Raw genomic sequence first — 13,161 nt, 5'->3', positions numbered from 1 at the left:
ATAAAATTTATTTATGTTCAGCAATCAGTACATCTAAATCAGCCATGATTGTTTTTAATTGTGTATCTTCTTCCTCTGTTAATGGGAGACGCGGCAAACGGCAAGGTCCTCCTGCCAATCCTTTTAATTCCATTGCACGTTTTGCAATTTGTACGTATTTACCTGACCCTTCTAAAAATGCGCATAATGGTAATAAACGATCGTAAATAGCCCACGCTTCATCTAGATTCCCATCTTGCACATTGTTATACAATTCCGTTACAAGTTCAGGTACGATGTTTCCTGATACTGAGATCCAACCTACAGCACCTACAAGGAATGATTCAATTGCTAAATCTTCTGAACCACAGAATACTTTAATGTCGTCTTGTCCTTGACGTACAATATCACGCGCTTTGCCGATGCTACCGCTGGACTCTTTAATATGTGTAATGTTTGGTACATCTCGGCCTACTTTTAGTATTGTTTCTATGCCAATATCCACACCAGAAGTGAATGGATTATTGTAAATCATGATTGGGAAGCTTACTGATTCTGCAACTGATTTAAAATGTAAATAGATTTCTTCATCTTTCGGATGTGCATAATAGGAGTTAATGAGCAAAGCTGCATCTGCTCCTGCTTGTTCAGCCTGTTGCGTATATTCGATTGCATCCGCTGTTGTTTCAGCAGCCGTACCAACAATTAATGTAATACGACCTTTAATTTGATCAACTGCTACTTCTACAGCTTTGATGCGCTCTTCTTTAGATAAACTTACGAATTCGCCTGTACTACCGTTAATGGCAATACCTGTTACGCCTGCTTCAATAAAACTCTCTATATTTTGACGGAAACCATCCCAATCGATGTCTGTTTGGTTCAACATAGGTGTTACTAATACTGGAAATACACCTTCTAATTTTTTCATGCTTTTTTCCTCCTTAGTAAGATAAATTATTTTTACACAATGACAAATCCTTGTTGTAGCGGATCTTCCCTGTCTACTACAAATTGATGGATTCCTGTGATATATCCTGTTAATGCAAGTTCGTAGCCAACCTCATGTTTGCCTGCTATTTCAATACAGCTGTAAAAAATACTGTTGTTTTTTCGCACAGTTCCATCGCCTAAGACTGCTATTAATGCAAGGGTACTATCTACACTTGGCGAGCGAAGAATATAGCCATCACGTTCAAATGTTACTGAACGCACTTCGCTACCTACTTTTTCATACACAATGACACCATCAGCAGCACTATATTTTGTACTCGCGTTTACTCCCCAAGTACTAATATCTGCTAGTTCATCTAGTACAAGTGCCTTTAATTGTTGGGGCTTTTCTAAAACAATATAACGTCGCTCACCATCTACCACTACGAATTCATCTTCTACAACCGCTGGCTTCACTATCATATGAACTGACAGTACTGCATCCTTTTTCTCTGAAAGTTGTACATTTACTTCATAAATACCTTTTACTGTTTCAATTGTGTAAATGTCATTCTCTGATACTTCAATTGTTCCGAGCTCTATTAATGCTGTCGTTGTTGCTACGAGCGCCTCATACTTAAAATCTGTAGAAGCAGCGTGCTGAAAAAATAATAATCGGAATGATGCAACGGCTGATGGTAAGATAATACATCCGTTCATACCGCGATGCCCACGTGGTTCATTTAATAGAATTTGTTTTGTATTTTCAAATTGTGTATTTAATGCATTGACCGCTTCCACAATATTTTCCTGAGAAATTACGATAGGCGATTGCACCACTATACGAAAGGCTTCTCCAACTACCTGTGTATCAATCGTTTGAAAAGATTTATGATAGTTCATATTAATCCTCCTTTAGTGATCCATTGGCGGAATCATCAAATAACCTTCCTTTAACGGGTCCTGCTCATTGTAAAAGAATCGATGCATACCCATTACCCATGCAGATCCTGTTACTTCTGGGATAACAGCCGTTAAATCACCAACAACTACTTCTTCTAGTACTCGTGCTTTAAACAATGTACCTACAATACTTTCGTAAACGAATGGTTCGTTCATAGCCAGCTCATTTTTCGTGTAAAGTGTCGCAACTTTAGCTGAAGTACCTGTGCCACATGGCGAACGATCAATTCCGCCTGGCGGTACAACGACTGTATTTTTTAAATCCGCTAATTCATTTACTGGATTCGTATAAAACTCGATATGAGTTAGCCCATGTATAAACGAAAACTCAGGATGTACAATCTTTTCCTTGGCATTCACAGCATTACGAAGACGAATACCTGTATTAATAATATTCGTCGCGTTTTCTACTGATAAATCTAAATCTATTTTTCTAGCATCTATAATGCCGTAAAAATTACCTCCATACGCAATTTCACATTCAACAATACCGAATTCAGGGTCTTCAATTTCAACTGTCTTTAATAGAAAAGAAGGTACGTTTTTAAACGTTACTTCCTTGGCCACGCCATCTTCTACTTTAATTTGTACAGCAATTAAACCTGCTGGAGTATCCAATTTAATATGGGTATACGGAGTTTGAATCTCAATTAAGTTCGATTCAACAAGGGCTGTACAAACGCCAATTGTGTCATGCCCACACATCGGTAGATAACCACCAGTTTCAATATAAATCACGCCTAAATCAGCTTCTGGATGACAAGGATCCGTAAGAATAACACCTGACATGACGCTATGTCCTCGAGGCTCGTTCATAAGAAACTTTCGAACCCAGTCGAAGTGCTTTTGCATATAAAGCATTTTGTCAGACATCGTTTTACCTTCAAGCTTCGGCATGCCACTAATGAGCGAACGTGTCGGATTTCCACCTGTATGGGTATCAATTGTTGTAAATAACTTTTGAAATTTCATTTGTGGAACACTCCTTTCTTAAATCTATTTATACTTACTGGCTCAGTAGGAATACATGTATCTTTGTGTTGTAGCAATTCTTGCACAAGCTTTCCTGTGACAGCTGCTAGGCTAATCCCATCTCCTTCATGACCTGCCGCTATGTAGAAGCCTGGTACCTCCTCTACTTCACAAATAATGGGTAAATGATCCTCTGTCCATGGTCTTAGCCCCGCATATGTACGGATAATCGACATATCTGCAATTTTTGGATAGAAACGCACAGCACGTCTAGCAATCATTTTCACGACATCATGATTTACTTTCGTATCAAAGCCAACAAATTGGCGACTACTTCCTATTAAAAAGTTTTGTGCTTCAGTTGGTTCAAATACTAAAGCAACTCCGTATTTTTCAATATCCGCATCCACTATACGCTCTCCGCCAAATTTAGAAATTAAATAACCGAATTCCATTACCTTTCTTAGACCTACTGGTTGCTGACGTGATGCAACAATAATATGACCTTTACGTGGTTTGATAGGTACTTCAACACCAAGCATTTGTCCAACAACCGGCGCCCAAATACCACAAGCATTAATCACTTTATTGGCTGTCATTATACTTTCATTAGTCTCGATTAAAAACGTGCCATCTGGCTGTTTCTTTATGTTTTTTACTTCAATATGTTTTCGTATTTTTGCACCCATTTTTTCTGCTGAATGGAACATAGAAAATGTCAGCATATACGGATTTACTGTTGAATCTGTTTTACACTCCAAGCCTCCATATAAATCATCTGCGAAGAACTTTGATTCATTTCGCAAGTCTGCTCTATCTAACATTTTAAAATCCAATCCTGCTTCTTGCTGACGAGTCACCCATTGTTGAGCGGCTACCATTTCTAATTCACTTTCACAAACAAGAATACTTCCAGGGTTGCGATATTCAAATTTAATTTCTAACTCTTGATCTAGCTCATGTACTAATTGTTGACTTACTAATGACATCTGGCTATCAAAGCCTGGATCCTTATCTATGGCTAAAATATTTCCATCGCAGCGAGAAGAAGTTCCACTCGCCAATTCATTTTTTTCTAGTACCGTTACTTCAAGACCAGCCTTTGCACAATAATAAGCAATTGCCCCGCCAATAATACCTCCGCCAACGATCACGATGTCATGATGAGATTTCCCCAATATTCTCCCCCCTTTTTTGCAAGTACTTAACATTTTGCAAAAAGCGTGCCAACCTCTCAATTCGAAATTTGTTTGATAAACTATTCACTATGTGTCAAAATTATTTATATTATTCAAAAAAAATTGGACAAATGAGTGATGAGGGGGAACTTATTTTGCATTCATACCATTTAATTATGAATAAAGTGTTAAAACGAAATTTCATTTTCATCCCAGTAGAGGATGTTGTAACTAAACTTAACGATGACACGACACAGTATTTTGTTATTGAAAATGAAAAGCCTTACGCAGTTAAGAGAGGCAAAAGAAAAAGTGATTTCGAATATATAGCCTGTCAAATTGTGCGCATGGATTGTCCAATCAAAACAGCTCTTGATTATTTGGAGGATTATGATTTTTTACTTATTCGTGACGAAACTAAGCAATATATAGGATATTTATCGAAAGAATCCTTGTTATACGATCTCGCTTATGAATTAGAGTGTATAAATGCTTACTTAAACACCCTTTTAGAAACGATTAATGAGTCATGTACTGTCATTGATCATCATCAAAACGTTATTTATTGGACCAAAGGAGCGGAAAGTATTTTTTCAGTATCTGGGGAAAATATTATTGGAAAGCCAATCACGGATTTCTTTAAGGAAGATCAACTTGAAATTTTACATACATTGCAGCATAGAAAATCTGTTTATCAACAACAGCATTTCCCGCGTGAAGACCTTGTTGTAATGATTAACTCCAATCCTGTTATGTTAAACGATAAAACGATAGGTGCAGTCGTAGCCGAAACAGACATTACCCATGTAAAAAAATTAAACGAAGAACTTCATATTACTTCTGAAAAATTATTGAATTTAGAGAAACAGATGAATACAAATGGCTTAGCCTACGACCCATTTACACTTATTCGTGGTAATAGCCCTACACTAAAAAAGGTGCTTGAACAAGTAAATAAGGTCGCAAAAACCGAGGCAAATATTTTAATCTATGGAGAAAGTGGCGTCGGCAAAGAGCTTTTCGCACGCGCAGTTCACGCGATTCGCGAAAAACCAGATGCACCATTTGTAGCCATCAACTGCGGAGCCATTCCTAGTGGCTTATTCGAAAGTGAGATTTTTGGTTATGAAAAAGGAGCCTTTTCCGGCGCACATCAAAAAGGAAAAAAAGGAAAAGTTGAGCTTGCACGAGGGGGCACACTATTTTTAGACGAAATTGGAGAAATGCCGTTAGATATGCAGGTAAAGATTTTACGATTGCTGCAGGAAAAAACTTTTTATGCAGTAGGCGGCACAAAAGAAATGGATGTCGATTTTAACTTAGTAGCTGCTACAAATAGGGATTTAAAGCAATTGGTAGAGGAAGGAAAATTTAGAGAAGATTTATATTACCGTTTAAATGTCGTAAATTTCACAGTACCTCCACTTCGAGAACGAGCTACTGATATTTTAGAGATTAGTAACTACTTCTTATATGAGAAATCCATCAAATACAATCGACCAATTCAAGGAATTCCGCCTGAAATCGCAAATATTCTTTTGCAATATCAATGGCCAGGAAATGTTCGTGAATTAGGTAATGTTATAGAACGCCTCGTTGTTTTTTCTGATGAAGGAGCAATTCATATAGAGGATTTACCTGCAGACATTTTAGCAGCCGTTCCAAAAAGTGAAAAACTAGACGTACGAAAGGATTTACCACAAGGGACGCAGCTAAGCGATCAACTCGAACATTATGAACGTGAAATTATTTTAGAGCAGCTTGCGTTAGTAAATGGCAATAAAAAAATCTGCGCCCAAAAATTAGGCATTACTCGGGCAACATTATACAATCGACTAAAAAAATTAAACATTGATGTCTAATTTTTTTAACTTAATGTCTATATTTTTATACACTATTCTTTCGATATACAACAAACCACGAGCAAGCCATTTATGGATGTCAAAAAACTTTCTGGCATAGTTTTTGCAGTAAATAGTATGTAAATAAAATTTTTACGTATTAGGGGGATCACTATGCAATACAAATCTATGATTGTATGTCGTTGTGAAGAAGTTAGCTATGATGAACTCATAGAAGTAGCATCCGCAAATAATTGCTCTGCTCGTGAACTTAAGCTACGAACGCGGGCAGGTATGGGCTATTGTGGTGGTCGCACTTGTCGTACAATGGTCGATCAAATCGCACATAAACATCACCCACGACCAGACTGCGAAATTTCATTAAAACATCAGGCACCAATTCGTCCTGTACGATTTGCCGACTTAGGGGAGGTTAAATAATGACTGAACGTATTATAAACCACCCTGTTTTAGGGGTACTACCTTCAATGGAAAAGGTGTCTTTCACTTTTGATGACCAAGAATATGAGGGATACAAAGGTGAATCTTTAGCAGCCGCCCTACTTGCAAATGGTATTCGCACCTTACGTGTCCATGAAGAATCAGGTCTACCACGTGGCATCTATTGTAATATTGGCCATTGCTTTGAGTGTCGCGTAAATGTCAACGGCTTAGAAGGAGAACGCGCATGTATAACACCTGTCTCTGATGGTATTGTTGTGAAAAGTGGTACGACTCTTCCTACAACAGTGCGTGACTGGAGGAAAAATAATGGAAAATAAAGTAGTCATTATCGGCGCTGGTCCTGCTGGGCTTTCTGCCGCTATTACATTAGCAGAAAAAAATATAGCCGTTCTTGTTATTGATGAATACTTATATCCAGGAGGACGCTTACTTGGACAATTATATGAAGAAAGTCCAGGGAAATGGTGGAATGGTATTGTAGAATCCAAGCGTTTATTTGAACGTGCAAAAGCCCTCAATGTCGAACTTTTACTACAAACGAGCGTTTCAGATTTAGAAAAAATTGAACAAGAGTGGATCGTCCATACAAATAAAGGTGTATTTCGTACAAGGCAGCTTCTGTTAGCTACAGGTGCCGCTGAATCTCCATTCCCAATTCCAGGGTGGACACTTCCTGGCGTAATGTCTGTAGGAGCTGCACAAGTAATGACAAATGTACATCGTGTAAAGCCTGGCAAACGTGGGGTCATTATTGGCGTTAACGTACTGTCCTCAGCCATTGCGATGGAATTACAAATCGCAGGCGTTCAAGTAGCAGCAATCACATTACCCGCTGTTAACTTATTAACAAAAGATAGCGGAAACCCTATTGAGGTTATGAATTCATTACTACATGTATCTCATATGGCCCCCTCTCCCCTTGTTAAAATCGGAAGTAAGTTTATGAAAAATGAATTTATGAAAAAATTAGGCATTACCTTCTATCCAAAAAACGGAGTGAAAATGTGGGATATTCCAATTATGTTACGAAAAGCAGTCGTTGAAATAGTTGGCAAAGATCAAGTAGAAGGTGTAGTCATTGCAACAGTAAATACTGACGGCTCCATCGTTCCTGGCAGTGAAAAACGCATCAAAGCAGATTTTGTTTGTATCGCAGGCGGATTATATCCCTTAGCAGAACTTGCTTCTTTAGCAGGTTGTCCATTCCATTATATTGAACAATTAGGTGGGTTCATCCCGTTACATAATGAGCAAATGGAAACCAACTTAGATGGGCTACATGTCGCGGGCAATATTACAGGTATTGAAGGAGCGAAAGTTGCGTTAGCTCAAGGCAAAGTTGCTGGGCTTACAATCGCCCATAAATTAGACACTGGCACTACAAAGCAAGAAATTCAATGCGCTATTGAAGATGTCGAGACAACAAGAGCGAATGCACATATTCAATTCCACCCAGAAGTTTTAGCAGGTCGCCAACAATTGAAAAAAATCTGGATAGAGTCATATCTAAATGTTACCAATTAAAACTGTCAGTATTTTAGACAAAACAAAAAAGTGTATAACATTTGAGTACTACAAACTGAAGTTAAAAATCCTTTTCTCACACTACAGAGAAAAGGATTTTTATTTTATTTATAGGGCTATTATACGCCATAGGAAAGCGCTCCCAGAGTGAAATGTTCAATCAAGTACAGATTTTGCTGAAGAGCATTTTTTATGGCACAAAAAATGCATTAAGAATGATAAGGGAGGGAAATTTTGAAGGGGGGGTATTTTCCAACTATTATCTTCAATTCATAAATTTAAGCTTGCGTAATCCCTAACGACAGCTATGTAGTAAGACGATATGTGGATTCTTCTTAGTAGGAAATGGAATCATACAATCTTGGGGAAAATGCTCAGAACGCAAGACATTTATGAAAATAAAAAAAGAATTAGTTGTTCAAGGGGGAAATGTTATGGAAGCAATCGTAAATACATTAGTCGATTACATTTGGGGAAATGCACTCGTTTATTTAGCATTAGGGGTAGGTTTGTATTTTACTGTTCTGACCAGAGCTGTACAATTCCGTTATATCCCCGAGATGCTACGATTATTGCGTGAACGAAAAGAATCTAACGAAGGGATATCATCTTTCCAAGCTTTTTGTATGGCCTTATCTGGTCGTGTTGGGGTCGGTAATATCGCAGGGGTTGCTACTGCTATTGCAGCGGGTGGACCAGGTGCCGTATTTTGGATGGGAGTTATGGCGTTTCTAGGAGGTGCAAGCGCCTTCATTGAATCTACCTTAGCCCAAGTGTATAAAGAAAAAGCAGATGATCAATACCGTGGTGGATCACCTTATTACATTGAAAAGGGTTTAAAACTTAAAGGTTTTGCTATTTTTGTAGCGTTTGTTATTTGTCTTTCATATGGCGTTCTAGTACCGGGTATTCAAGCAAATACAATTGCCACGTCATTTGATACAGCATTTAATATTCCTCCATATATAACGGGCATAATTATTGTTGTACTTTTAGGATTGATAATTTTTGGCGGTGTTAAACGTATTGCCCGTGTTGCAGATAAGGTAGTTCCTATTATGGCACTGGCCTATGTCCTTTTAACACTTATTATTTTAGGTGCTAATGCAAGTGAAATACCTAGCATGATTAAATTAATCCTTACAAGCGCCTTTGGGACAAATGCAATATTTGGAGGTATAGTGGGTACTGCTATTGCTTGGGGTGTCAGACGTTCGGTATTTTCAAATGTAGCCGGAGCTGGTGAAGCTACATTCAGTTCTGCAGCTGCTGAAGTATCCCATCCAGCTAAACAAGGGTTAGTACAAGGTTTTTCAATATACATCGATACGATTATTGTCTGTACAGCAACTGCGTTAATGATTTTAATTACAGGTATGTATAATGTCACTCCTCCTGGAGCCACAACACCTCTAGTTGAAAACATTCCAGGTGTAGTGGCAGGTACTGCTTATACACAGGCCGCTGTCTCTACTGTATTCGAAGATTTTGGAAGTGGTTTCGTGGCCATTGCCATATTCCTTTTTGCATTCACTACTTTAATGGCTTACTACTATATAGCAGAAACTACAATTGTCTATTTAGATAAAAAACTGCGTTACCCTGTATTAAAATTAGTTTTAAAATTTATCTTCTTAATTGTCGTGTATGTTGGAAGTGTTCAATCTGTTAGTCTAATGTGGGGGCTTGGAGATATTGGATTCGGTAGTATGAGTTATTTGAACTTTATTGCTATTGTCTTTTTAACTAAACCGGCTCTAAAAGTTTTGCGTGATTATGACCGTCAAAAAAAGGCAGGGCTCGATCCGATTTTTGACCCACGAGAAGTAGGTATTGAAAACGCTGAATTCTGGATAGAGTACAGCAACAAGCATAAACATACTCAATAAAAAAAATAGCAACTACAACATTTAAAAAGATTGTAGTTGCTATTTTTCATTGTTGGATGCTTTTTATCGATTACAACTTCTGATTATCCATAAAATAAAAAACAGCCAGCACACAGCTGACTGTTTCATTTGCCTAGCGATGTCCTACTCTCACAGGGGGAAGCCCCCAACTACCATCGGCGCTAAAGAGCTTAACTTCCGTGTTCGGTATGGGAACGGGTGTGACCTCTTTGCCATCATCACTAGACTATTTTCGACCTCCAATACACGGCGTATTACTGCGTCAGCTTCTCTCGCTCAATCGATCACGTACAGAGGTACGCTCCCTGATTCACTCGTTTGCTTCCTTGTACTACTTGTGTCTTGAAGCTCTCTTCGGCTTTCAATATACATCGTATCTTGAAACCCTTAGTTGAAAGAAATTATTCTTTCAAAACTGGATAAACGTGCATTGAATGTTTCAAACATTATGGTTAAGTCCTCGATCGATTAGTATTCGTCAGCTCCATGTGTCACCACACTTCCACCTCGAACCTATCTACCTCATCGTCTTTGAGGGATCTTACTTACTTGCGTAATGGGAAATCTCATCTTGAGGGGGGCTTCATGCTTAGATGCTTTCAGCACTTATCCCGTCCACACATAGCTACCCAGCGATGCCTTTGGCAAGACAACTGGTACACCAGCGGTGTGTCCATCCCGGTCCTCTCGTACTAAGGACAGCTCCTCTCAAATTTCCTACGCCCACGACGGATAGGGACCGAACTGTCTCACGACGTTCTGAACCCAGCTCGCGTACCGCTTTAATGGGCGAACAGCCCAACCCTTGGGACCGACTACAGCCCCAGGATGCGATGAGCCGACATCGAGGTGCCAAACCTCCCCGTCGATGTGGACTCTTGGGGGAGATAAGCCTGTTATCCCCGGGGTAGCTTTTATCCGTTGAGCGATGGCCCTTCCATGCGGAACCACCGGATCACTAAGCCCGTCTTTCGACCCTGCTCGACTTGTAGGTCTCGCAGTCAAGCTCCCTTGTGCCTTTACACTCTACGAATGATTTCCAACCATTCTGAGGGAACCTTTGGGCGCCTCCGTTACCTTTTAGGAGGCGACCGCCCCAGTCAAACTGTCCGCCTGACACTGTCTCCTGCCCCGCTAAGGGGCATGGGTTAGAATTTCAATACAACCAGGGTAGTATCCCACCGACGCCTCCTTCGAAGCTGGCGCTCCGAGATCTCTGGCTCCTACCTATCCTGTACAAGTTGTACCAAAATTCAATATCAGGCTACAGTAAAGCTCCACGGGGTCTTTCCGTCCTGTCGCGGGTAACCTGCATCTTCACAGGTACTATAATTTCACCGAGTCTCTCGTTGAGACAGTGCCCAGATCGTTACGCCTTTCGTGCGGGTCGGAACTTACCCGACAAGGAATTTCGCTACCTTAGGACCGTTATAGTTACGGCCGCCGTTTACTGGGGCTTCAATTCGCAGCTTCGCTTGCGCTAACCACTCCTCTTAACCTTCCAGCACCGGGCAGGCGTCAGCCCCTATACGTCACCTTACGGTTTTGCAGAGACCTGTGTTTTTGCTAAACAGTCGCCTGGGCCTATTCACTGCGGCTCTCATGCGCTTGCACGCTCAAGAGCACCCCTTCTCCCGAAGTTACGGGGTCATTTTGCCGAGTTCCTTAACGAGAGTTCTCTCGCACACCTTAGGATTCTCTCCTCGACTACCTGTGTCGGTTTGCGGTACGGGCACCTCTCACCTCGATAGAGGCTTTTCTTGGCAGTGTGAAATCAGGAACTTCGTCCATACGGACTCGCCATCACAGCTCAACGTTACAGTGTGCGGATTTGCCTACACACACGCCTTACTGCTTGGACGCGCACAACCAACGGCGCGCTTACCCTATCCTACTGCGTCCCCCCATTTCTCAAACGGTGAGGAGGTGGTACAGGAATATCAACCTGTTGTCCATCGCCTACGCCTATCGGCCTCGGCTTAGGTCCCGACTAACCCTGAGCGGACGAGCCTTCCTCAGGAAACCTTAGTCATACGGTGGACGGGATTCTCACCCGTCTTTCGCTACTCATACCGGCATTCTCACTTCTAAGCGCTCCACCAGTCCTTCCGGTCTGACTTCAACGCACTTAGAACGCTCTCCTACCACTGACATCGTAGATGTCAATCCACAGCTTCGGTGAATCGTTTAGCCCCGATACATTTTCGGCGCAGCGTCACTCGACCAGTGAGCTATTACGCACTCTTTAAATGATGGCTGCTTCTAAGCCAACATCCTGGTTGTCTGTGCAACGCCACATCCTTTTCCACTTAACGATTACTTTGGGACCTTAGCTGGTGGTCTGGGCTGTTTCCCTTTTGACTACGGATCTTATCACTCGCAGTCTGACTCCCGTGTATAAATATCTGGCATTCGGAGTTTGTCTGAATTCGGTAAACCGGGATGGCCCCCTAGTCCAAACAGTGCTCTACCTCCAGTATTCTCATCACGAGGCTAGCCCTAAAGCTATTTCGGAGAGAACCAGCTATCTCCAAGTTCGATTGGAATTTCTCCGCTACCCACACCTCATCCCCGCACTTTTCAACGTGCGTGGGTTCGGGCCTCCAGTAAGTGTTACCTCACCTTCACCCTGGACATGGGTAGATCACCTGGTTTCGGGTCTACGACCACGTACTAATTCGCCCTATTCAGACTCGCTTTCGCTGCGGCTCCGCCTTCTAAAGCTTAACCTCGCACGTAATCGTAACTCGCCGGTTCATTCTACAAAAGGCACGCTATCACCCATTAACGGGCTCTAACTACTTGTAGGCACACGGTTTCAGGATCTCTTTCACTCCCCTTCCGGGGTGCTTTTCACCTTTCCCTCACGGTACTGGTTCACTATCGGTCACTAGGTAGTATTTAGCCTTGGGAGATGGTCCTCCCGGATTCCGACGGAATTTCACGTGTTCCGCCGTACTCAGGATCCACTCAGGAGAGAACGAACTTTCGACTACAGGGCTTTTACCTGCTCTGGCGGACCTTTCCAAGTCGCTTCATCTAACTCGCTCTTTTGTAACTCCGTATAGAGTGTCCTACAACCCCAAGAGGCAAGCCTCTTGGTTTGGGCTCTTCCCGTTTCGCTCGCCGCTACTCAGGGAATCGATTTTTCTTTCTCTTCCTCCAGGTACTTAGATGTTTCAGTTCCCTGGGTCTGCCTTCAAGACGCTATGAATTCACGTCAAGATACTACGCGATTAAACGTAGTGGGTTCCCCCATTCGGAAATCTCCGGATCAAAGCTCACTTACAGCTCCCCGAAGCATATCGGTGTTAGTGCCGTCCTTCTTCGGCTCCTAGTGCCAAGGCATTCGCCGTGCGCCCTTAATAACTTAACCAAGTTATTAAGCCTATAAAA

9 protein-coding genes and 2 rRNA genes are annotated in these 13,161 nt (G+C 41.3%); 5 read left to right on the top strand and 6 right to left on the bottom strand.

Translation table 11 applies throughout. From position 1 onward, the window contains the following. Positions 1-7: 7 nt before the first annotated feature. From dapA to ACB089_RS01760, 4 genes are read right to left on the bottom strand one after another with little or no spacing between them, the layout of a single operon-like run. Positions 8-910: a 4-hydroxy-tetrahydrodipicolinate synthase gene (gene dapA, locus ACB089_RS01775; protein ID WP_374965011.1), complete on the bottom strand. Its 903-nt coding sequence runs from the start codon at positions 908-910 to the stop codon at positions 8-10. A gap of 32 nt (positions 911-942) precedes the next feature. Continuing rightward, positions 943-1,815 carry a proline racemase family protein gene (locus ACB089_RS01770; protein ID WP_374965009.1) on the bottom strand — a complete coding sequence of 291 codons (873 nt, stop codon included), beginning with the start codon at positions 1,813-1,815 and terminating at the stop codon, positions 943-945. Between the two features lie 12 nt (positions 1,816-1,827). Next, complete coding sequence (locus tag ACB089_RS01765; protein ID WP_374965007.1) at positions 1,828-2,847, bottom strand: proline racemase family protein; 1,020 nt, start codon at positions 2,845-2,847, stop codon at positions 1,828-1,830. Next, the gene (locus tag ACB089_RS01760) at positions 2,844-4,058 is read right to left on the bottom strand and encodes an NAD(P)/FAD-dependent oxidoreductase (RefSeq protein WP_374965006.1); all 1,215 of its coding nucleotides are present in this window, start codon (positions 4,056-4,058) and stop codon (positions 2,844-2,846) included. Before ACB089_RS01760 ends, ACB089_RS01765 begins: the two co-directional genes overlap by 4 nt. A gap of 143 nt (positions 4,059-4,201) precedes the next feature. Between ACB089_RS01760 and ACB089_RS01755 the strand changes: the two genes are divergently transcribed. The 5 genes from ACB089_RS01755 (at position 4,202) to ACB089_RS01735 (ending at position 9,744) form a co-directional block, all read left to right on the top strand. After that, entirely contained in the window at positions 4,202-5,887 is a 1,686-nt protein-coding gene (locus ACB089_RS01755) for a sigma-54 interaction domain-containing protein (RefSeq protein ID WP_374967641.1), read from the top strand. A 153-nt stretch (positions 5,888-6,040) separates the two neighbouring features. After that, the gene (locus tag ACB089_RS01750) at positions 6,041-6,307 is read left to right on the top strand and encodes a (2Fe-2S)-binding protein (RefSeq protein WP_374965004.1); all 267 of its coding nucleotides are present in this window, start codon (positions 6,041-6,043) and stop codon (positions 6,305-6,307) included. Continuing rightward, entirely contained in the window at positions 6,307-6,648 is a 342-nt protein-coding gene (locus ACB089_RS01745; RefSeq protein ID WP_368638087.1) for a (2Fe-2S)-binding protein, read from the top strand. The genes ACB089_RS01750 and ACB089_RS01745 overlap by 1 nt, the downstream gene beginning before the upstream one ends. Further along, complete coding sequence (locus tag ACB089_RS01740; RefSeq protein ID WP_374965003.1) at positions 6,638-7,855, top strand: NAD(P)/FAD-dependent oxidoreductase; 1,218 nt, start codon at positions 6,638-6,640, stop codon at positions 7,853-7,855. The genes ACB089_RS01745 and ACB089_RS01740 overlap by 11 nt, the downstream gene beginning before the upstream one ends. 434 nt (positions 7,856-8,289) lie before the next feature. Continuing rightward, a complete protein-coding gene (locus ACB089_RS01735) occupies positions 8,290-9,744 on the top strand; it encodes an alanine/glycine:cation symporter family protein (RefSeq protein WP_374965001.1) in 1,455 nt (484 codons plus the stop codon). Positions 9,745-9,875: 131 nt separating this feature from the next. Here the strand turns inward: ACB089_RS01735 and rrf are convergent. Together rrf and ACB089_RS01725 are read right to left on the bottom strand one after the other, a co-directional pair. Continuing rightward, positions 9,876-9,991 (bottom strand): 5S ribosomal RNA (rrf, locus tag ACB089_RS01730). A 222-nt stretch (positions 9,992-10,213) separates the two neighbouring features. Then, positions 10,214-13,141 (bottom strand): 23S ribosomal RNA (locus tag ACB089_RS01725). Positions 13,142-13,161: the final 20 nt, after the last annotated feature.

The organism is Lysinibacillus sp. RS10, assembly GCF_041956855.1.
GTDB classification, from domain to species: domain Bacteria; phylum Bacillota; class Bacilli; order Bacillales_A; family Planococcaceae; genus Lysinibacillus; species Lysinibacillus xylanilyticus_A.
The sequence above is the reverse complement of the archived record's forward strand: the minus strand, read 5'-3'. Positions and strand labels throughout refer to the sequence as shown.